Genomic DNA, 20,779 nt, shown 5'->3' with positions numbered 1-20,779 from the left:
GTCTTTTTGTTGCGTCGCAACATAAGGGCTAATCCGGTGGTAAGCGTGACCGAGACGTTAACTTTATCGAAGCAAGCCTCGGCTAGGTTGGCAGCCCATTCTATCCACGGGGGATTTTGCCCTGCCGTGGACGGAAGCCGGCCGTAAAGTGGCCCAGAAGAATAGGCATTGAGGCCCGGTTCAGATATGGTTGAGGCTCCGGCATCGCGCCGCGCCGGCTTCGACCTTTCGACAACGAGCGACACGGGAGAAGGGGGGCTCATTGGCGACTGTCGTCATCCGATCGATGCTCCTGCTGCTCGCCGTATGTGGACTGGCCGTCCTGCCGGCCGAGAGCGCTCGCGCCCAGAACAAGGCCGCGTCCATGGTGATCGATGCCAACACCGGAAAGGTGTTGCACGAGCAATTCGCCGACGCGCCCCGCCATCCGGCCTCGCTTACCAAGATGATGACGCTGTACATGGTGTTCAGCGAGATCGAAGCGGGCCGTCTCAGCTACGACACCAAGATCAAGGTCAGTACCAAGGCCGCCGGCGTGGCGCCGTCCAAGCTCGAGCTGGAAGCGGGCGACGAGATCGAGGTGCTCGACGCGGTCAAGGCGCTCATCACGAAATCCGCCAACGACATGGCGGTTGCTCTTGCCGAACATATCGGCGGCAACGAGGTGGCCTTCTCGCGCATGATGACAGAGCGGGCGCGGCAGATCGGCATGCGCTCGACGCTGTTCTTCAACGCCTCGGGCCTGCCGGACCCCCGTCAGATCACGACGGCGCGCGACATGCTCACGCTGGCGCTCAGGCTTCAGGACGATTTTCCGAAGCACTACCGGCTGTTCTCGCTCACGTCCTTCACCTACCGCGGCAAGACCTATCGCTCGCACAACACGCTGATGCACGGCTTCCCCGGCATGGACGGCATCAAGACCGGCTACACGCGTGCCTCTGGCTTCAATCTCGTCTCCTCAGTGAAGACAGACAACAAGCACATCGTGGCTGCCGTGTTCGGCGGCAAGACCGCAGCGGCCCGCAATGCGCATATGCGCATGCTGCTTTACCGGGCGCTCGAGGGCGCCTCGACGGAGCGCACGCGCAAGGGCTCGCAGATGCTCGTCGCGTCGGCTCGTCCCGTGATCAAGCAGACCGCGGTCGAAACGATGGACGTCGCGTGGTCGACCGAAACCAAGTCCACGGAAACCAAGGCGCCCAAGAAAGCCGCCGAGAAGCCAGTGAAGCCCCCGGCCAAGGCCGCCGCGAAGGTGCCTCCGCCCACCCCTGCAGTTCGCCCGGCCCCGCCTCAGGTCGCAGCCGAGCGTAGCGCGCCGCCCGCTGGGCGAGACCAGATCGCGCAGGTGCTCTCCAACAGCGCCCCGCCTTCGGCGCCGCCCGGAAACGGCGGAACCGTAGTGGCCGCCGCGCAGCCGCTCGCCTCCCCGCCGCGCCTCGATCTCGAGGCCCTGCGTGAGGCGATGTCCGAGGAGAACGAACCCCAGGGCGACGCGTCCGCAACGGCGGCGGCCCCGCCCGTCCAAGCGTCTGCCGCGCCCGGCCCGCAGGACATCGCGAGCCTGATCCGCAATTCCATCGTCGAAGGGGCGCCCACTGCGCGCACGCTTCCCAACCCGCAGGCCGACGCAGCGACCGCGCGGCCGCCGTCCACGCTCGACTCGCAGGCAAGTGCGCTCACGGCCGCCTATCGTGCGCCGGCCCAGGACACGGGATCTCTGCGGGTTGCCGATGCCGGTCGCACCGCTTCTCCGCCTCCGGGGCTTCCACCCTCTCATCTCCAGGGGCCTCAGGCCGCGCGCGCTCCCGCTGGGTCTGCCTATGAGATCCAGATCGGCGCCTACAGCACGGCAGTCGAAGCGCAGACGAAACTCGAAGCCGTGCGCACGCGCGCAAACGCCCTGCTGCAAGGGCACACGGGCGTCACCATTCCCGTGCAGCGCGCGGACCGCCAGATGTACCGGGCGCGTTTCGTGAACTTCAACGAGCAAGCCGCGTCCAACACCTGCCTCGAGCTGCGGCGGCTTGCCATCGACTGCTTCGTGATGAAAGCGGAGTAGCGGGCGCCGTGGACAGCGTGCTGGTGCAGAGTTGGCTTTCGACAGCCGGTATCGCCATCGATCTTATGGGTTTCGTGCTGCTGCTGCGCGAGTGGTGGCTCGCCTTCTTCCATGAAACCGCGACGCTCGAATACGAGAAGCAGCGCTCGTGGGAGCGCTCGCTGCGCCATCATCACCATACGCATGCGTCCGAGCAGCTCCGGTCGCACCTCGATGCCTCGGCTCGCATTCACGACGAGATGGCCGAGCGCAGCGCCCGCGACCGGCATGTGGCGACCTTGAGGTCCCGCAAGCAGGTGTTCGTGCTGGCTACCGCGCTGATCGTGCTCGGCTCCTTGCTGCAGCTCGCAGGCGCGCTGCCGGGGCCGATCTTCTCCCGCCTTCTGCCGTGATCGCGCTCAGGAGCGCTGGTTGAGCAGCACGTCCTTGGCCTCGTTCACCTGAGCGGCGAGATACGTCGAGCCGCCGCGATCGGGATGGAGCTTCAGCATCAGATCGCGATGAGCCCGGCGGATCTCCTCGTCGCTCGCGCCTGGAGCGATACCCAGGATCTCGTAAGCCTCGGCGGGCTGCATGCGCCCGTCGTGGTCGCGCATGGCGCGCTCGCCCCGCGAGACGTCCTCTCGCCAGGTCGGATGAATGCGATCGAGATAAGCTTCCAGAAGCTGAGCGGACTGGGGATCGACGAAGCGGCAATCGTGCCAGAGAAGGGCGACCTCGGCGGGCTTCAAGCTGTCGAGGTCACGGCCGGTGAACAGGCCCTTCAGCACCTTTCCCGACATGGCGCCGCTATCGTGATCGAGCTCCATGGCGAGGTGCTCGGTCGTCACTTTCGACATCTGCCCCGACGACTTGGTGGAGGAGCCGCCGCCCCAGCGCGGGGTCTGGCCGTTCCATCCAAGGAGCCACGAGCCAAGCATGCCGAGCAGAGCCGCGGGCCCCGCCATCCCGCGCACCAGCAAGATCGTCGCCGCGCCGAGGGCCAGCGCGCCGCCAGCCAAACGCATCTGGCGCGCCATGACCGCCGGATTGGCGCGGGTGAAGCCTCCGACCGCCAGCAGCGCCAGGACGAGGGCGGCAAGGCCGAGTAGAAAAAACTGCATCAGCGCATCACTCTCGGCAAAGTCTCATCCGGTCTCTGTCTGAACCGGCGCATCTCGTAGACGGATCCGGTCACTTCCATCCGACGCAACCCTGGCAGATTTCGGTCGCGGCCGCGCCGTATCCGATCAATCGCACGCGAGAATCTTGGCCTCAACAAGGATTTAGCGGCCCATCTGTCCGAGGAGGCGGCGGGCGCCCTCTCCTTCCGGCCGCCCGAGCAGGGCCTGGAGGGCCTTCTGGCCGCCCGCCGCGTAGACGGCAACGGCCGTCAGCAATGCGCGCAGCTCGGCCGCCGAGCCAGGCCCGAAGCGGCAGTGCGCGCCTTTTGTCAGGCGGGCAATCTCCCTGAACGCGCGCGTGGCGTTCGCGTCGTCGCCTTCCTGGAACAGGAAGGCCGGGACGCCGAGCAACGCCAGTTCGCCTGCGCGCCCTGCCAGATCATCGATGGATTCCTCGACCGCGTCTCCAACGTAAACGAGGGCGCTGATCTTGGCCTTCTCCGACTCGCGGCGTGCGTGCGCCAGCACTTTGCCGATCTGGGTGAAGCCGCCGTGGCAGGCGACCTGACGCATGAGGCCCGCGAGCGCATCCGCATTCGAGACCCAGCGCGAGGCGCGCGCTTCTCCGGCGCCGCGGAAATACATGAGCTGCACTTCGAGCGAGCCGATCTCCTTCACCGCACGGAACATCTCGGACTGGAGCGCCAGCGCCATGTCCCAGGTGGGCGCACGGCTCATGGTGGCATCCATCGCGAACAGGAGGCGGCCGCGGGCCGCTCCGCTGGCGGGGCCGAGGGCCTTCACCTTGGCCACGAAGGCGGCCACCTCGGCGCTGGTGGCGGAGGCAGGTGCGCGGGCGGCACCGGCTTCATTGGCCGGCGCTTTTCCCTGCTTGATGTCAGGTCCTTGCTTGATGTCAGGCGTTTTGGTTTCGCGCGTCATGGCCTCGCGTCGCCGGCTCCCTGGATCGGACACTCCACCTTAACATGGAGCACCGTGCACGGCGCGACAATGGCCCGGGCCGCGAGATCCGCTCTAGTCGCTGCTCGCGACGCCGTCCGTGAGGAGGCCGACGTTGCCGCCCGTCGCGGTGATGTCGGTCGTGCGGACGCGCTCGGCGGCGAAGCGCACCAGATAGTTCGGGCCGCCCGCTTTGGGGCCGGTGCCGGAGAGGCCCTCGCCGCCGAACGGCTGGACTCCCGGCACGGCGCCGATCTGATTGCGGTTGACGTAGAGGTTGCCGACGCGCGCGTGCTCGGCCACGTAATCGGCCACGTTGCCAATGCGGCTGTGAAGACCCAGCGTCAGGCCGTATCCCGTCGCGTTGATGGCCTCGACCACCTTCGGCAAATGGCCGCCTGCGAAGCGGACCACATGCAGGATGGGACCGAATACCTCGCGTTCGAGAAGCCCCATGCGCTCGATCTCGTAGCAGGCGGGCGTAACGTAGGTGCCGGCGCGGCAGTCGTTAGGCAGCCGCAGGTCGATCAGCTCGCGGCCGTCGCGCTGCATGCGGACCTTGTGGGCTTCGAGCGTATCCTGAGCCGCCTCGTCGATCACGGGGCCGACGTCGGTCGCGTAATCGAAGGGATCGCCGACATCGAGCGCCTCGATGGCGCCTGTCAACATGCGGAGCGTCCGGGTCGCGATCTCCTCCTGCACGAAGATCACGCGCAGCGCGGAGCAGCGCTGGCCGGCGCTGTCGAAGGCGGAGCGGACGGCATCGCGCACCACCTGCTCGGGAAGCGCACTCGAATCCGCGATCATCGCGTTGAGGCCGCCGGTCTCGGCGATGAAGGGAACGATGTCGCCACGGCGCTCGGAAAGCGCCTTCTGGATGGCCCAGGCGGTGTCGTTGCCGCCAGTGAAGGCCACGCCCTTGATCTTCGGCGATTTGACGAGAGCAGCGCCCACAGCGCCGCTTCCGGTGAGAAGGTGCAGCACGTCCCTCGGGACGCCCGCCTCATGCAGGATGCGCACGGCAAGCGTGGCCGTGATCGGCGTCTGCTCGGCAGGCTTTGCGAGCACGGGATTGCCGGCTGCGAGCGCGGCGGCGATCTGGCCGACGAAGATGGCGAGCGGGAAATTCCACGGCGCGATGCAGGCGAAGGGGCCGCGGCCGTGCAGATCGAGGGTGTTGCTCTCGCCCGTCGGTCCCTTGAGGGATACGGGCACGCTCATGAGACGGCGGGCCTCGACCGCATAGTAGCGGAGCAGGTCGGCGGCTTCGCGCACCTCGGCCAGGGCCGCGGGCAGCGTTTTGCCGGCCTCGCGCACGAGCACCGCCATGAGGCGGGCGCGGTCGCGCTCGATCATGTCGGCAGCGAGGTCGAGAATTTTCGCGCGTTGAGGCCCGCCGAGCTTGTTCCAGCCGTGGGCCGCCCGCTCGGCGCTCGCGAGCGCGGTATCGACGTCGCGGGGCGTCGCGATGCGAACGCTGCCCAGGCGCTCGCGCCTGTCGTGCGGGCACGTCAGCAAGGCCGCCTGCGGGCCGCCGATCGTCTCCACGCCGTCGACGATGGGACCGGCGTCGAACGGGTGGACGAGCGCCGCCTCCATGTCCGCCACAAGCGCCCTGCGCGCGGTGCGGTCCGTCAGCGCCACGCCGAACGAGTTCTTGCGCTCCGGCCAATAGATGTCGCGCGGGCGCGGCAGTGGTTTCGCGGTGCCGGGATCCTGGCGCTCCCGCTCGGCGATCTCCACGGGATCGCGGATGATCTGGGCGATGGGCGCTTCGTCGTCCGCCAGACGATTGACGAACGATGTGTTGGCGCCGTTCTCGAGAAGGCGGCGGACGAGATAGGACAAGAGGTCCTCATGCTCGCCCACGGGCGCGTAGATGCGGCACGGGTGGATGAGCTTGCCGGGCGCGGAGACTTCCTCGTAGAGCGCCTCCCCCATGCCATGCAGGCGCTGGAACTCGAAGGCCGTCTGCCCGGCCGCGACCACGGCCGCGGCAACGGTGTGGGCGTTGTGGGTCGCAAACTGCGGATAGAAGGCTTTGGAATCCGACAGGACGAGCCGCATGCAGGCGAGATAGGAGACGTCCGTATGCAGCTTGCGGGTGAACACGGGATAGTCGGCGAGGCCGCGCTCCTGCGCCCATTTGATCTCGCTGTCCCAGTAGGCGCCCTTCACGAGGCGGAGCGGGATGCGCTTTCCACCCGCTTCCGACAGCCGGCGCAGCCAGCGGATAGTGGGGATCGCGCGCTTTCCGTAAGCCTGAACCGCGAGACCGAGCCCGGTCCAGCGCTCGAGGGCCGGATCGGTGTAGGCGCGCGCGAAGAGGTCGAGCATCAGCTCGTGGCGATCCTGCTCCTCCGCGTCGATGGTGACGGCGAGGCCGCGTGCTTCCGCCGCCCTCAGCAAGGCGAGAAGACGCGGGTAAAGCTCGTCTGCGAGGCGGGCTTCCTTGCCGGGCTCGTAACGGGGATGGAGCGCCGAAAGCTTCACCGAAAGGCCCGGGCGCGCGATCAGCGCATCGGGATGGGAAAGCGGATTGGGACCGGCTGCTTCCCCCACGGCCTCGATGGCGCCCATGTAGCGCTCGAAATAGCGCTCGGCATCCTTCGCCGTCTTCGCCGCCTCGCCCAGCATGTCGTAGGAGAAGCGGAAGCCGCGCGCCTCGTAGGGCGCCGAGCGGGACAAGGCATCGCGAATGGAACGGCCCAGCACGAACTGGTCGCCGAGCACCTTGACCGCCTGGCGCACCGCCTGCCGGATGACGGGCTCGCCCGAGCGCGCGGCGAGGCGCTTCAGGGCCTCCCACGGATTGGAGCCGCGGGCCTCCCGAAGCTTCACGAGACGGCCGGTGAGCATGAGCGCCCAGGTCGACGCGTTGACGAGCGTGCTGTCGGAATGCCCGCGATGGCGCTCCCACTGGCCGCCCGCGATCTTCTCGGCGATGAAGCGATCGGCGGTTTCGGAATCGGGAATGCGCAGCAAAGCCTCGGCGAGGCACATCAGGATGATGCCTTCCTCGCTCGAAAGCCCGTACTCGCGCATGAAGGCGTCGATGCCGCCGTGGTTGGCGACACCGGCGCGCGCAGCCGTGACAAGCGTGCGCGCGATCTCGGAGACGCGGCGGCGCTCCTCGTCTGTGAAGACGGCGCGCTCCACCAGACCGCCTACGAGGCGCGTCTCGTCCGAAAGGTAATGGGCCGCGATCTCATCGCGCGGCGGAACCTGGACCTCGCCGGCGGTTGTACCAGCGAACTCGGATTTTCTCAGCGCGACCATGAAGTCCCCTCTTCTCGACGGGAGCACACCTGATTCTTCCGGCCATTGCACTGTAGCAGATGGAACTTGGCTGTGAGTTGTACAACGCCCCCGTGCCTCTGCGGCCCCGGATGATGCGGTATTTTCCGGGCCTCGGCCGCCCGATTGCCCGCTCGACCGATCTCCGTGATCGCCCCCTCATGTTGCGGCGCGGAATGCCTGATCCTGCAATTTCTTAAATTTATATGATCCATCAGTTGTTTACGACTTGAAGATAAGATGACACCGCAAGCCAGGGAGGCTTCGTGAAAAACCGGGACGAGTTCTCGGGCGCCGTCGGCAAAGTCCTACCTGAGGATCCTGCGCCGGCTTCCGGCGCCCCCACAAAACGCCGTCGTGTCTGGAGCGGAAAGATCCACCGGGTCTATTTCGTCCTGGCGGCCATCGATCTCCTCGTCATGGTCGCGAGCCTGTCGCTCGCCCATCACGGCAACACACTGCTCTATGGGGCCGTCCAATCCACGCTGACGCGCAATGCGCTACTCGCCAACATCGACGAGCTGCGCACGCTCGCAGGCCGCGTCAGCGCTCCCGGCAACGACGTGTTCCAGAGCAAGGAGCCCACCCGCGAGGCAGCCCAGCTCAAATCGGCCATCACGGAGACGCGTCACCACATCGACAGCCTGCTGACCGGGCTCGCGAATAACGACGAGGAATGGCTGCTCGCCCAGCAGCGCGTCCACATCCGGAAGATCGACGATCTCATCCTGGGGCTCGCCGTCCAGGCGAGAAGCGTGCTCGGCGCGTACCAGGCCGGCGACATCGATACTGCGCTCGCGCGCAGCGCGCGGCTCAACCAGCAACTCCGTTACGTTCATTTCACCATCGGCAAGGCCGCAGAGGCCATGCGCAAAGCCGAAGCCTCCGAGAAGGTCTCGCGCCTCGAGATTTCGCATGAGCTGAGCTACATCGAGGCGATGCTGGCTATCATCGTGCTCTCCGTGGTCGGCTGCGTCACCATCTACGGAAACCGGCTCGCGCGCCTGTTCCAGGCTCAGAACGACGAGCTCGCCAGCTTCAACGATGCGCTCGAAGCGCGCGTTGCGGACCGCACGGCAGAGCTCGCAGCCGCGAACGTACGAACCCAGGCTCTCAATTCCGAGCTTGCCCTCAAGGTGCGAGAGCTTCGCGATGCGCAGGCGGAGATGATCCGAAAGGATGAGCTCATCCTTCAGAACGCTCGGTTCGACGCCGCTTTGCAGCACATGCCGATCGGCATGTCTTGGTTCGATTCCGAGAGCCGCCTCGTAACCTGTAACCGGGCCTACCTGGAGGTTTACGGATTCGCTCCCGAGATGGCACAGGCTGGAAGCTCTATCGACGCACACTTCAGAGCCATCAAGGGGCTTATCCCACGCAACGAAGATCCGCGCCGCGCCGAGCTGCTCGACGAGCACCTGACGCAGCACCGCGTGGAGATGGACTCGGGCGGGCGATGGACCACCGAGAGCGAGCTTTCCGAAAGCAAGATCGTGCGGGTCACCTCAGGCCCAATCCCCAACGGCGGATGGATCTTCATCCATGAGGACATCACGGACGAGCGCCGCCGTGCCGCCAAGATCGAGCATTTGAGCGGGCACGATTCCCTCACCGACCTGCCGAACCGCATGTTGCTGCGCGCGCAGCTCGACAGGCTTCTCGCGTCGCTCCCGGCGCATGGGCATGTCTGCGTGCATCACCTGGACCTCGCCCGCTTCAAGGACGTGAACGACACGTTCGGCCATGTGGTGGGCGACGAGGTGATCCGTCAGGTCGCTGATCGCCTTCGTGCATGTATCGGCGACGGCGACATGGTGTTCCGCATCGGCGGCGACGAGTTCGTGCTGCTGCAGACCGTACACAACACCGCCGAGGACGCTCCGCGCCTTGCGAACCGCATCCTGGAAGTGGTCGGAGAGCCGTTCGAGATCGGCGGGCAAATCGTGAAGATCGACGGAAGCGTCGGCTTCGCCATCGCACCCGAGGATGGAAACACGACCGAGTTGCTGGCCCGTCATTCGGACGTCGCGCTGCGCGGGGCGAAATGCGAGGGGCCGGGCCATTGGAAGGCGTTCGAGGCCGGCATGGAAGAGCGGCTGCGCGAGCGGCGGGGGCTCGAAAGAGACCTGCGCGCGGCCCTCAGCAACGGCGAGCTCGAAGTGCACTACCAGCCGATCCTCGGCGCGACGACACGCAGGATCTGCGGCGCGGAAGCGCTGCTGCGCTGGCGCCATCCGACGCGCGGCATGGTCTCGCCCGCGGAGTTCATTCCGGTGGCCGAAGAGAGCGGCCTCATCGGCGACATCGGCGCCTGGGTTTTGAGGACCGCTTGCGCGCAGGCCGCAAACTGGCCGACGGGCATGCGGATCAGCGTCAACCTTTCGCCGCTGCAATTCAAGAAGGGCGGCCTCGTCTCGCTGGTCGCGGACACACTGGCCGAGACCGGCCTCGCCCCTGGTTGCCTCGAACTCGAACTTACCGAAACCGCGCTTCTCTCCGACGGGGACCAGACGGTGGACGTGCTTCAGCAGATCCGCGCACAGGGCGTGCGCATCGCGCTCGACGATTTCGGAACGGGATACTCCTCTCTCGCCTATCTTCGCCGCTTCCCGTTCGACAAGATCAAGATCGACCGCTGCTTCATCTCCGACCTCAGCGACGAGCGCGACGATGCGGTGGCGTTCGTGCGGGCGATCTGCGCGCTCGGTCAGGCGCTCAACCTTACCATCACGGCCGAGGGCGTGGAGACGGAGGAACAGCTCACCGCCGTGGCGCGAGAGGGCTGCTCCGAGATCCAGGGATACATCTTCAGCCCGCCGGTGCGCGCCGATGTGCTCGGCGAGCTCATTCGCGGCCCGAGCGGCCCCCTGCCCGGCATGCCGCAGTCTTTGCGGGACACGTTCAAGCTTTCGGCCACCTCCATCCTGCCCTTCGAAAAGACCTCCGCACAGACCTCTTGACGCGGAGGCCGGCGCGGCGTCACCTCCCGCAGCCCCGGGCAGCCTTCTTCTCTGACGGGGAGGCGAGGTAGGTCTTGAAAGTAGTCCGGACAATCACAGATTTGCGGGCCGAAATCGCACGGTGGCGCTCGGCCGGGGAAACGGTGGCACTGGTGCCCACCATGGGCGCGCTCCACGCCGGGCATATCGCGCTCGTGGCAGCGGGCCTCGCGATCGCCGACCGCGTCGTCGTCTCGATCTTCGTCAATCCCACTCAGTTCGCCCCGCATGAGGATCTTGCCCGCTATCCGCGGGATGAAGCGGGCGACGTATCCAAGCTGGCGGGGGCGGGCGCCCATCTCGTCTGGGCGCCTTCGGTCGCGGACATGTACCCGGAGGGCTTTGCGACGCAGATCGTGGCGGGAGGCGCGGCCCTTCCGCTCGAAGGAGCGTTCCGGCCGCATCACTTCGGCGGCGTGGCCACCGTCGTCTGTAAGCTCGTCTCGGCGGTGACGCCCAACGTCGCGCTGTTCGGCGAAAAGGATTTCCAGCAGCTCGCGGTTATCCGCCAGATGGTGCGCGATCTCGCGCTGCCGGTCACGATCCAAGGCGTGCCGACCGTGCGGGAGGAGGACGGCCTCGCGCTCTCCTCGCGCAACGCCTATCTTTCAGACGACGAGCGCTATATCGCGCCCATGCTTCACAAGGTCATCTCCGAGGTGGCGCGCGGGCGCGACCCGCAGGACGCGGGCAACGCCCTGCTCGCCGCGGGCTTTTCCAAGATCGACTACATCGAGGTGCGGGACGCCGAGACGCTTGCGCCCTTTGCGCCCGGCTCCGGGCGGCCCGGGCGGGTGCTCGCGGCCGTCTGGCTCGGAAAAACCCGGCTGATCGACAACGTGGCGATCTAGTTCGGCTTCAGAGTGCGGCGGGCTTCGGGCTTCGCGTCGCGAGCCAGAGACCCGAGGCGATCAAGCCGATGCCGAGCGCGTGGTAAGCCTCGAGCCGCTCGCCGAGAAGCAAGACGGCGAGCAGGATTCCGAACACCGGAATGAGGTGCACGGTAAGCCCTGCCGTATTGGCGCCGACCAGCTCCACGGTGCGGTTGAAGGCCATATACGCCAAAATGGAGGCGCATACGGCCACATAGCCGATCGCCATCAACGATCCCGGACTCGCAGGCATCGGGCCGACGAGGACGGTTTCGGCAACGTAGAAAGGCAGGAGCAGCATCGCGCCGAGGCCGAAGCTCGCGAAGGCGAAGCTGAACCCATGCACGGCGGGGCGCAGGCGCAGAAGCGCCGTGTAAATTGCGTAGCTCACCACGGCGGCCAGCATCCAGAGATCGCCGGGCCGGAAGTCGAGATGGGCGAGAATGGCGGGATCGCCGTGCGCGGTCAGCACCAGCGTTCCGGCCAGCGACACCAGGATGCCGAAGGCCTGGAGAGGGCTCACCCGATCGCGGAAGATCAAATAGGTGGCGAGCACGACGACGATCGGCATCGCCGTCTGGAGCATGACGATGTTGATTGCGGTGGTCGTGTGGGCCGCCATGTAGAGGAAGGTATTGAATACGCTAATGCCCAGCGTGGTGAGCAGCAGCATGATCGGCCAGCTTGCCAGCATCATGGGGACATCGCGGCGCAGATGGCGCCAGGCGAGCGGCAAGATGACAATCGCGGCGACCGTCCAGCGCCAGAATGCCAGCCCGATCGGCGGCACCTCGCCCGCGATGGAGCGCGCAACGATGGCGTTTCCGGCCCAGAACAGGCCGGGCAGAAGCATGAGGAAGCGCGGCTCGTCCGCAAGGACGTGCACCCACTTGGCCAAGGCGGACGAACCGCCCTCAGCTTCTTTCGCCATCGTCTATTTTCCCGTATTGCAGTCGGCGCCTGCCGGATCGGACCGGCAGGTGATAGCAGGATCGGTGGAGGTGCTCCAAAATATTGGAACATGGCCGTCGGGCGGCCTTTCAGCGCACCAAATCTCACGAGCACCGCACTTTAGCCACTCAAATACTTGAGAAAATGCGTTTCACTGTGGCCCCTTGGCATGCCTATCTTGCCAATCCACAGCGCTCCGTGCCACCTGTCGCGGCAAGCGACGACCATCGTAGATTCGGGCTCCGCGCTCACATCCGTCCTGCGTACAGCCGCCGGGCCACGCCTTCGAGAGGCAGGGGTGACAGCGCATGGCCCAATCATTTCGTGATCTGTTTTCGAGCCTTACGCAAAGCATGACCGACAAGACCAACCGCGCCCGCAAGACCACCGACGCGTCCGAGAACTATACGGCCGCCGACATCGAAGTGCTGGAGGGGCTCGAGCCTGTCCGGCGGCGGCCAGGCATGTACATCGGCGGCACGGACGAGAAGGCGCTGCATCACCTGTTCGCCGAAGTGATCGACAACTCCATGGACGAGGCCGTCGCCGGTCATGCGGACTGGATCGACGTGCGGCTCGATGCCGACGGGTTCCTTTCGGTGGCCGACAACGGCCGCGGCATCCCGGTCGATCCGCATCCCAAGTTCAAGAACAAGAGCGCGCTCGAAGTCATCATGTGCACGCTGCACGCGGGCGGCAAGTTCGAAGGCAAGGCCTACAACACCTCGGGCGGCTTGCATGGCGTCGGCGTTTCGGTCGTCAATGCACTCTCCGATACGTGCGAAGTGGAAGTGGCGCGCGGCCAGCAGCTCTATCGCATGGTGTTCTCGCGCGGCATTCCGCAGACGAAGCTCGAAAAGCTCGGACCGGTGATGAACCGGCGCGGCACGAAGGTGCGCTTCCATCCGGACGAGACCATCTTCGGCAAGGGCGCGCATTTCAAGCCGGCGCGCCTGTTCAAGATGGCGCGCTCGAAGGCCTATCTCTTCGGCGGCGTGAAGATCCGCTGGAGCTGCGATCCCGCTCTCATCAAAGACGATACGCCGTCCGAAGCGGAGTTCCACTTCCCGGGCGGTCTCAAGGACTATCTGGCGTCCGAGATCGCAGGGCAGACGCTCGTCACCAAGGATCTGTTCGCGGGCTCGATAGAGCGCGAGGGCAAGCACGGCTCGGTCGAATGGGCGGTGGCCTGGATTTCCGACGAGGACGGCTTCTGCCGCTCCTACTGCAACACCATTCCCACGGCCGAGGGCGGCACCCACGAGAACGGCTTCCGCTCCGCGCTCTCCAAGAGCCTGCGCGAGTTCGGCGATCGCGTCGGTAACCGCAAGGCCGCGCAGATCACGGCCGAGGACGTGATGGGAACGGCGGCGGCGATGCTGTCGGTGTTTATCCGCGAGCCCGAGTTCCAGGGCCAGACCAAGGACAAGCTGGCCACGCAGGAGGCGAGCCGCATCGTCGAATCCGCGGTGAAAGACGCGTTCGACCACTGGCTGACGGACAGCCCGCAGCAGGCGACGCGCCTGCTCGAATGGTCCATCGACCAGGCGGAGGAGCGGCTCAAGCGGCGCCGCGAGAAGGAAGTCGGCCGGCAATCGGCCACGCGCAAGCTGCGCCTTCCCGGCAAGCTCGCGGACTGCTCCATCCAGCAGGCGGCCGGCACCGAGATCTTCATCGTCGAGGGCGACTCGGCCGGCGGCTCGGCCAAGAGCGCGCGCGTGCGTGAGACACAAGCCATCCTGCCGCTCAGGGGCAAGATCCTGAACGTCGCCAACGCGTCATCGGCCAAGCTTGCGCAGAACCAGTTGCTTGCCGATCTCATCCAAGCGCTCGGCGTCGGAACGGGCAGCAAGTACCGCGACGACGATCTGCGCTACGAGCGCGTGATCGTGATGACGGACGCCGACGTGGACGGCGCGCACATCGCCTCGCTGCTGATCACCTTCTTCTACCAGGAGATGCCGGAGCTGATCGAGAACGGGCACCTCTATCTGGCGGTGCCGCCGCTTTACAAGCTCACACACGGTGCGAAGTCCGTCTACGCGACGACGGAAGCGCAGCGTGACGCGCTTCTGAAGAAGGAATTCGCCGCCAACGCGAAGGTCGAGATCAGCCGCTTCAAAGGCCTCGGCGAGATGAATGCGCAGCAGCTCAAAGAAACGACCATGGATCCCAAGAACCGCACGCTCCTCAAGGTGGAGATCGGCGAGGGAGACAGGAGCGCAATTTCGGACGCCGTCAATGCGCTGATGGGCTCGAAGCCGGAGGCGCGGTTCCGCTTCATTCAGGAGCGGGCTGCTTTCGCTACCGACCTCGATATCTAACTCGTTATCTAAAGAGAGCAGCCGGCGCGCCGCACTCGCATCGTTCAAAAGAGAAGGGGACGTTCCGCGGAACGTCCCCTTCGCCGTTTGGACCAAAGCGCTCTAGTCGAGCACGCCAGCCAGGGCGTAGTGGCTGATCTTGTCGCGGTTGGCAATCAGCTCGTCGACGCTCGGCTCAAGGCGCATCGCGCGGCCGATGGCGATCTTCGTCGCCTCGTAGTTGGTGCGATAGAGATCCTTCTTGTCGAGGTTCGGATCTTCGGCGCAACGCGGATCGAGCCAAACGGTGATGATCATGCAGATGTCGTTCGCGATCTCGCGGGGAATGGTGCCTTCCTTCAGACAATCGACGATCGCATCGCCGATCGCGGCCTGCACGACGCCGCCGAACAGCTCGATGTAGGCCGCACCCGAGATGGTGACCTTCGAGGTCATGATGGCCGACGGGCGAACCATCTGGTTCAGGTCGCGAATGACAAAGAAGCGGGTGTGGCCGACCGCCTGCCCCATCATCGTGGCGAAGGCCGTTCCGACCGGACCCTTGACCGAGCCGATGACAACCTCAGGCATGGCATCGGTGGCCTGCCCTTCCTTCGCCAGAACGGTGGCTTCGCCCGTGCGGAACCAGATTTCCATAGTGTGATCCTCTCGATATGTTCATGCGCCATCTATGCGTGTGGCGCGCGTACTAAGGGGCTTCGATCCGCGATGCGCAACAAGATTTGTGGCGTTTCCGGATCGAGAACAGCGGCCGGACCGCTTTGCGCGGAAATCGGCATTTGCGCCGATCCTGCGCGCTTGATTGGGCGCGCAGACACGGGGGATTGTAGAGCGGCAGGAAACACGATCCTGCGCGCTCTGCCAAGATCAGCCACCGTCCGACGGATCGCGTCCGAGCACGATACGGGTTCGTGTGGCGATTGCGATGCGAACCTCGTCCGGCTGCTCCGCAACCGCTGACGAAATGGCGCGAAGCGAGTGGCGCGTGCGATGCAATTGATCCACGAGCGACAGGATGACGGGCAGGCTCTCGTGCTCGAGTCCCATGCGGTAATGGAGATCGCAGACGAGCGCGATGCGCGCTTCATCCACGTCGTCGAAGACGAAGGCGTCGGCCTCCCGATGTGGCGTCACGAGCCCAAGCTCGATCCACCTGCGGAGCACGCTGGCTTCCAGGCACTTCATGCGCGCGATGAGTTGCTGCTCGCTGATCATGAGCGGTCTCCGCGTTTCTGCCTCGGGTTCTGCGGGTGCTTTGCTTCCCAGTCCGCCATGAACGCCGCGAGCTCGTCGTCGGGGTTCTCAGGCGGCACGACCACGAGCTCGATCAGGTGATCGCCCCGCGCGCCGGACTTGTCCCGCCGCACGCCCTTGTTGCGGAGGCGCAGGGTCGTGCCGGACTTGGCGCGCTTCGGCACTTTCACATCTACGGGGCCGTCGACCGTGTCGACACGCACGCTGCCTCCGTTCAACGCCTCGCCGAGGGAAATGGGAACCTCGGAGCGGATATCGTTGCCATCGCGGCGGAACTCAGGATGAGGGAGAACGTGGATCTCGACGTAGGCGTCACCGGGTGCTGCGCCTTCGGAGCCTGCCCTGCCCTGTCCCTTGAGGCGCAGGGTCTGGCCTTCGCGGATGCCGGCCGGGATCTCGATATCGAGCGTCTTGCCGTCCGGCATTCCGATGGTCTTGCGCGCACCGTTGACGGCGTCGAGGAAATCGACGGGCAGCGTATAGTGGACATCGCTCGGGGGCTCGCGGAAGCGCGCGCCGCGCGAGCGGAACAGGTCGGCGAACAGATCGTCGGCGTCGAACGCATCGCCCGCACCACCCGACGTCGCGCGGCCGCCGTAGCGCATATTCGGATCGGCTTCCGCATAATCGCGATAGTAGCGGCGCTCCGGCTTTTCCGCGCCGCTTTCGTCGATCTCTCCGGCATCGAAGCGCTTGCGCTTCTCGGGGTCGCCGAGAATGTCGTTCGCGGCGGAGATTTCCTTGAAGCGGCGCTCGGCCTCCGCATTGCCGGGATTGAGGTCCGGATGCGTTTCCTTGGCGAGCTTGCGATACGCGCTTCTGATCTCCTCGGCCGTGGCAGTCTTGCTCACGCCTAGGGTCTTGTAGGGATCGGCCATTTTTTGACGCCTCTCAGTCGGCCCGATCCTACTCCCGAACGGAGGCCGGATGCATCCCAATCTGCAGGGTCGCGGTAAACGAGGCGCTTATCCTGCCGGGCGATTTTGTCCCTAGGCCGACAATGCGGCGGCTTCTCCCTCCGGACGCGCTTCCAGGGTTTCGAGCCAGCTCAGCAAGCCGTCGGCTGCGGCCTTCCAGTCGGGGTCGAGCATAAGCGTGTGCGAGAGGCCATCGAGAACCTGCGCGTCGGCGCCATACCAGATCGCGGTGGCCCAAAGGTCCTCGCGCCGGATGAAACGGTCCTCGCTGCCGCCCATGACGAGCATGCGGGGCGCCTGCCAGGGCATAGGCGCGAAGGGACGCATGCCTTGCAGCTCGAAGCCGACCAGCGGGCTCTCGCCGCCGCCTCTCTCGGCGAAGCGCGCGAACGCACCGGCGTCGATGCGGTTCGAGAACAGGCCGTCGCGCAGCACGTCGAGATCCGTCTGAAGCACACCCGACGTGAACATGACTGATAATTCGCGCCACAGCTTCGGCCGCGCCCACATCATGGCGATGTTCGCCGCCATCAATCCCCCCGGCGGAACGGAGGCCAGCAAGGCGGCGCCCGAGAAGCTCGCTCCGGAGCGTATGGCATGCTGCACGACCGCGCCGCCCATGGAATGGCCGACCGCGACCACCGGCCTTCCGAGCGACGTGGACACCTCCATGAGATCGGCGGTGTAGTCGGAAAGGGTTGCCGTGGCGAGGCGATCACGCCCGCAACTCGCGCCATGTCCGCGGAGGCTCATGGCGTGCACGTTGTAGCCGGCTTCCGCCAGATACGGCATGAAGTTCGGTTGCCAGATCCAGGCACCGACGAAGATGCCGTGCACGAGGACGACGTCGACGTTGCGCGCGCGGCCGCGGCCCGGCGTGGATAAGACTTCGAGTGTCATGCCGTCTCCGCCTTTATGTGGAGCTTGCAGTTTCTCGTCATCGCAAACCCCGTTGCAACCGCCACGGCGTCGCAGAGTTCCTGCTTCAGATTGACAGGCTGCGTGAGCGGTCTTATCGGGTACGGCCATGAACACCGGTCCGATCCGCACCCGCGCGTATTATCTGCCGTCCCCATAGGAGCGGCACGGATCGATTGTGTTCGAAACGATGCCGCCGCCAAGGCGGCATTCGTTTTTTGTGGCCTTGGCGGCCTTGCTGCCAGGAGCCCTCATGTCACCGTCCTCGATTTCCTCCGAGAGAAAAGCTTCGCCGTCGCGCCTCAACCTGCGCGCCCGCCCCCGTGACAAAACCGTCGGTTTGATCGGCTTCGGCGCGTTCGGGCGGCTGATCTTTCCGCTGCTCGCCGCGCATTTCGGCAAGGTGGTGGTGCACGATCCAAGCCCGGCGCCCGGCGTTGCGAGCGTGATGTTCGCGGGGCTCGGGGACGCGGCTCGCGCCGACGTGGTGGTGCTTGCCGCGCCCGTGCAGGAGATGCGCGCCATCGCGCATGCCATCGCTCCGCACCTGAAGGAGGGCGCACTTGTGCTGGACGTCGGCTCGGTGAAGTGTCTTCCCGCCGCGGCTCTGGCCGAGGAGCTGCCGGCTGGCGTTTCCATCGTCGGCACGCATCCCCTGTTCGGCCCGCAGAGCGCAGCCGATGGCGTTCACGGTCACAAGATCGTGCTCTGCCCGGTGCGCGGCGCTGGTCTCGGAGATGTCCGATCCTGGCTACGCAGCCTCGGTCTCAGGGTGCTCGTCCGGACACCCGAGCAACACGACCGCGAGATGGCGGTCGCGCAAGGACTGACGCACATGATCGGAAAGCTGATCGCAGACATGGGCGTGGTTCCATCGATCACGACGCCGAGCTTCGATCATCTGCTCGCCGCCGCACGGATGGTGAGCAGCGACGCCGCCGCCGTGTTCACGGCTATCCAGCGCGACAATCCGTTCGTGGCGGAGGTTCAGGACCGCTTCTTCGCGCTCGCGGAGACGATGCGGGGCAGCTTCGCGACTGGCGCTACACAGGGTACGGCCTCAGCCCTGCCCGCGCTTGCGCGCCCAATAGATCGCGAAGATGGCGATCCAGAACAGCAGAGCGGCCACGTCCATAAGAGTCGAAAGCTCGCGCAGGCTGCGGTGCCAAGGCTGATCGGGCGGGCCGACGAGTGTCAGGAGGCCGGCGACCGCGCCGACGGCCAAGCAAAGCCCGACGCCCACCCAAGCAATTCTCACGGCACGCCGCGTCATTGGCAAAGCCTCCCTGGCCTGGCGCTCTCGCCCGAAGACAATCTCAGTCTATCATGATCGGGCGTCGGACGGTATCGCCATGGACGCGCCAATTCCCGTCGTTTCCAGCATGCCGATATCTCACGTGCGGGCACTAGCCGGGGCGGGCGGCTCCACGCGCCTGCGGCGAGGAAAGTTCAGCTAAGTTCCGGCAATCACCGTACCCGTGAAACTGCTCCCCGATAACGGGAGTCTCCGGGAGTGCACCTTGCTCCGCCTCAAATTCGCCTGCTCCAATTCCGACAGCCTCAAAGCTCCAGGACGAGGCATGGATCAAGCAGGAAGGCGAGCATATGTCTGATATCGGACAATCCGCAGGACGCGTCGCGCGCAGCCCCGCATTCAAGTTCTTCCTGATCTCCTTTCTCGTTCTTCTGCTCCTCATTCCCCTCCTCATGGTGATCGCGCTCGTCTCCGATCGCGAGGGGCGCTCCAGGTCCGTGATGAGCGACATCGCGCGCACCTGGGGTGGCGTGCAGACGCTGACGGGACCCTATCTCGTGGTGCCTTACAGCGTGCGCGTCGAGACGAGAGACGGCGACAAAATCGTGCAGCAGACGCAAGAGCGCCGGGCGGTGTTTCTGCCGGAGGAGCTGACCATCACCGGCAACGGCAAGTCCAACGTGCTCACGCGCTCCATCTTCGACGTGAACGTCTACACCGCATCGCTTCGCATCGAGGGCCGCTTCGGCGCGCCGGATGTGGCCGATGTCGATCCCAACGCGATTTCCATCCGCTGGAAGGATGCCATCTTCGCGCTCGCCTTGAGCGACGTCGCAGGCCTCAAGGAGGCGGCGACGCTCAAGGTCAATGACCGCGAGACGCTGCCGTTCGCGCCGAGCCTCGGCATACCCGGCAACTACCTCAGCGGTATTCATGCGAAGCTCGACGACGCGGCCTCCGTGATCGAGGGGGAAAGCGCGGCGAAGGCATTTTCCTTCCAGGCCGATCTCGTGTTCACCGGATCGTCCTCACTCTCCTTCACGCCGGCTGCGCGCGAGACGCGCGTGGAGCTGTCCTCCGACTGGCCGCACCCGAGCTTCATGGGCGCGTTCCTGCCGGTCGAGCGCGAGGTCGGGCAAAGCGGGTTTTCCGCGAAATGGCGCGTGCCGCACCTCGCCCGCAGCGTGCCCAACCAGTGGACGACGACGGACGGCGGCGTGGACCGGTTTCTCCAGTACCAGTTTGGCGTGACGTTCTATCAGCCGGTCGACTTCTACGGCCTCGTCAATCGCGCCGTGAAATACGGACTCTTGTTCCTCGCTGTGGGATTCATCGGCGTGTTCGTTCTCGAGCTCATGTCGCACAAGCGCGTGCATGCCGTGCAGTATCTCTTCGTCGGCCTCGCGATGGTGTTCTTCTACGTGCTCCTGCTCTCGCTGGCCGAGCATCTCGGCTTCACGGCGGCGTATCTCATCGCCTCGCTCGCGACCGGCGGGATGCTCTCGATCTATGTGGGCAAGTCGCTCGAAAGCGGGCGCAGCGGGCTCATCATGGCCGCGCTTTTCGCGCTGCTCTACGGACTTCTCTATCTCATCCTGCGGCTCGAGGACTATGCGCTGCTGGCTGGCGCCGCGCTCGGCTTCGCTGCGCTTACCGCCGTGATGTTCACAACACTGAAGGTTGACTGGTCCGGGCTCGGCACCATCAGTGCACGCCCCATAAACGCATCCAAAGGGCGCGACGACGAGATGATATGATCTCCCTGCTGGCGCCGTTCCGATTCGCTGCGTGTGAGGACTGCTTGCTCATCACCAGCACGAGGGAGCATCGGAATGCTGTCAGTACCATGACAAAACTACAGGGGAGA

General features: G+C 65.6%; 15 protein-coding genes. 7 read left to right on the top strand and 8 right to left on the bottom strand.

Going from position 1 to position 20,779, the window contains the following annotated elements; translation table 11 throughout:
* Positions 1 to 262: 262 nt before the first annotated feature.
* Both F812_RS0107140 and F812_RS0107135 read left to right on the top strand, forming a co-directional pair.
* Positions 263 to 2,062, top strand: a complete 1,800-nt coding sequence (locus F812_RS0107140; RefSeq protein WP_156827294.1) for a D-alanyl-D-alanine carboxypeptidase — start codon at positions 263 to 265, stop codon at positions 2,060 to 2,062.
* Between the two features lie 8 nt (positions 2,063 to 2,070).
* A complete protein-coding gene (locus F812_RS0107135; RefSeq protein WP_020085278.1) occupies positions 2,071 to 2,454 on the top strand; it encodes a hypothetical protein in 384 nt (127 codons plus the stop codon).
* A gap of 6 nt (positions 2,455 to 2,460) precedes the next feature.
* Here the strand turns inward: F812_RS0107135 and F812_RS0107130 are convergent, their stop codons facing one another.
* The 3 genes from F812_RS0107130 to putA form a co-directional block, all read right to left on the bottom strand.
* Positions 2,461 to 3,165: a DnaJ domain-containing protein gene (locus F812_RS0107130; protein WP_020085277.1), complete on the bottom strand. Its 705-nt coding sequence runs from the start codon at positions 3,163 to 3,165 to the stop codon at positions 2,461 to 2,463.
* A gap of 162 nt (positions 3,166 to 3,327) precedes the next feature.
* The gene (locus F812_RS0107125; protein ID WP_020085276.1) at positions 3,328 to 4,107 is read right to left on the bottom strand and encodes a hypothetical protein; all 780 of its coding nucleotides are present in this window, start codon (positions 4,105 to 4,107) and stop codon (positions 3,328 to 3,330) included.
* A 93-nt stretch (positions 4,108 to 4,200) separates the two neighbouring features.
* Positions 4,201 to 7,404, bottom strand: coding sequence for a bifunctional proline dehydrogenase/L-glutamate gamma-semialdehyde dehydrogenase PutA (gene putA, locus F812_RS0107120; protein ID WP_020085275.1), 3,204 nt, complete (start codon positions 7,402 to 7,404; stop codon positions 4,201 to 4,203).
* Positions 7,405 to 7,688: 284 nt separating this feature from the next.
* Between putA and F812_RS25340 the strand changes: the two genes are divergently transcribed.
* The gene (locus F812_RS25340) at positions 7,689 to 10,382 is read left to right on the top strand and encodes a putative bifunctional diguanylate cyclase/phosphodiesterase (protein ID WP_020085274.1); all 2,694 of its coding nucleotides are present in this window, start codon (positions 7,689 to 7,691) and stop codon (positions 10,380 to 10,382) included.
* Positions 10,383 to 10,456: 74 nt separating this feature from the next.
* On the top strand, positions 10,457 to 11,272 hold the full coding sequence (gene panC, locus F812_RS0107110; RefSeq protein WP_026867920.1) for a pantoate--beta-alanine ligase: 816 nt from the start codon (positions 10,457 to 10,459) through the stop codon (positions 11,270 to 11,272).
* Between the two features lie 7 nt (positions 11,273 to 11,279).
* Here panC and F812_RS0107105 read toward each other — a convergent pair whose 3' ends face one another.
* Positions 11,280 to 12,224, bottom strand: a complete 945-nt coding sequence (locus F812_RS0107105; protein WP_020085272.1) for a DMT family transporter — start codon at positions 12,222 to 12,224, stop codon at positions 11,280 to 11,282.
* Between the two features lie 328 nt (positions 12,225 to 12,552).
* On the opposite strand from F812_RS0107105, the gene parE reads away from it, so the two are divergent.
* On the top strand, positions 12,553 to 14,568 hold the full coding sequence (parE, locus tag F812_RS0107100; RefSeq protein ID WP_020085271.1) for a DNA topoisomerase IV subunit B: 2,016 nt from the start codon (positions 12,553 to 12,555) through the stop codon (positions 14,566 to 14,568).
* Between the two features lie 102 nt (positions 14,569 to 14,670).
* Here the strand turns inward: parE and F812_RS0107095 are convergent, their stop codons facing one another.
* From F812_RS0107095 to F812_RS22960, 4 genes are all read right to left on the bottom strand, one after another.
* Entirely contained in the window at positions 14,671 to 15,204 is a 534-nt protein-coding gene (locus F812_RS0107095) for a formaldehyde-activating enzyme (RefSeq protein ID WP_020085270.1), read from the bottom strand.
* 231 nt (positions 15,205 to 15,435) lie between these two features.
* Positions 15,436 to 15,783, bottom strand: a complete 348-nt coding sequence (locus tag F812_RS22965; protein ID WP_020085269.1) for a chaperone modulator CbpM — start codon at positions 15,781 to 15,783, stop codon at positions 15,436 to 15,438.
* Positions 15,780 to 16,700 carry a DnaJ C-terminal domain-containing protein gene (locus F812_RS0107085; RefSeq protein WP_020085268.1) on the bottom strand — a complete coding sequence of 307 codons (921 nt, stop codon included), beginning with the start codon at positions 16,698 to 16,700 and terminating at the stop codon, positions 15,780 to 15,782. The genes F812_RS22965 and F812_RS0107085 overlap by 4 nt, the downstream gene beginning before the upstream one ends.
* A gap of 111 nt (positions 16,701 to 16,811) precedes the next feature.
* Positions 16,812 to 17,639 carry an alpha/beta hydrolase gene (locus tag F812_RS22960; protein ID WP_020085267.1) on the bottom strand — a complete coding sequence of 276 codons (828 nt, stop codon included), beginning with the start codon at positions 17,637 to 17,639 and terminating at the stop codon, positions 16,812 to 16,814.
* A gap of 271 nt (positions 17,640 to 17,910) precedes the next feature.
* Here F812_RS22960 and F812_RS22955 point away from each other — a divergent pair, with 271 nt between their 5' ends.
* On the top strand, positions 17,911 to 18,987 hold the full coding sequence (locus tag F812_RS22955; protein ID WP_020085265.1) for a prephenate dehydrogenase: 1,077 nt from the start codon (positions 17,911 to 17,913) through the stop codon (positions 18,985 to 18,987).
* Positions 18,988 to 19,262: 275 nt separating this feature from the next.
* Positions 19,263 to 20,669 carry a cell envelope integrity protein CreD gene (creD, locus tag F812_RS22950; RefSeq protein ID WP_020085264.1) on the top strand — a complete coding sequence of 469 codons (1,407 nt, stop codon included), beginning with the start codon at positions 19,263 to 19,265 and terminating at the stop codon, positions 20,667 to 20,669.
* Positions 20,670 to 20,779: the final 110 nt, after the last annotated feature.

Origin of the sequence: Hyphomicrobium zavarzinii ATCC 27496 (assembly GCF_000383415.1) — a bacterium.
In the GTDB taxonomy this organism is placed as follows: domain Bacteria; phylum Pseudomonadota; class Alphaproteobacteria; order Rhizobiales; family Hyphomicrobiaceae; genus Hyphomicrobium_C; species Hyphomicrobium_C zavarzinii.
Note: the sequence above shows the minus strand (reverse complement) of the source record. Positions and strands in the feature narration are given on the sequence as shown.

What these genes read in the sequence shown, in the direction of transcription:
- F812_RS0107105 (WP_020085272.1), bottom strand. Translation starts at nt 12,224, where the DNA reads ATGGCGAAAGAAGCTGAGGGCGGTTCGTCCGCCTTGGCCAAGTGGGTG.
- F812_RS0107095 (WP_020085270.1), bottom strand. Translation starts at nt 15,204, where the DNA reads ATGGAAATCTGGTTCCGCACGGGCGAAGCCACCGTTCTGGCGAAGGAA.
- F812_RS0107125 (WP_020085276.1), bottom strand. Translation starts at nt 4,107, where the DNA reads ATGACGCGCGAAACCAAAACGCCTGACATCAAGCAAGGACCTGACATC.
- parE (WP_020085271.1), top strand. Translation starts at nt 12,553, where the DNA reads ATGGCCCAATCATTTCGTGATCTGTTTTCGAGCCTTACGCAAAGCATG.
- creD (WP_020085264.1), top strand. Translation starts at nt 19,263, where the DNA reads ATGTCTGATATCGGACAATCCGCAGGACGCGTCGCGCGCAGCCCCGCA.
- F812_RS0107085 (WP_020085268.1), bottom strand. Translation starts at nt 16,700, where the DNA reads ATGGCCGATCCCTACAAGACCCTAGGCGTGAGCAAGACTGCCACGGCC.
- F812_RS22955 (WP_020085265.1), top strand. Translation starts at nt 17,911, where the DNA reads ATGTCACCGTCCTCGATTTCCTCCGAGAGAAAAGCTTCGCCGTCGCGC.
- F812_RS22960 (WP_020085267.1), bottom strand. Translation starts at nt 17,639, where the DNA reads ATGACACTCGAAGTCTTATCCACGCCGGGCCGCGGCCGCGCGCGCAAC.
- F812_RS0107130 (WP_020085277.1), bottom strand. Translation starts at nt 3,165, where the DNA reads ATGCAGTTTTTTCTACTCGGCCTTGCCGCCCTCGTCCTGGCGCTGCTG.
- F812_RS22965 (WP_020085269.1), bottom strand. Translation starts at nt 15,783, where the DNA reads ATGATCAGCGAGCAGCAACTCATCGCGCGCATGAAGTGCCTGGAAGCC.
- putA (WP_020085275.1), bottom strand. Translation starts at nt 7,404, where the DNA reads ATGGTCGCGCTGAGAAAATCCGAGTTCGCTGGTACAACCGCCGGCGAG.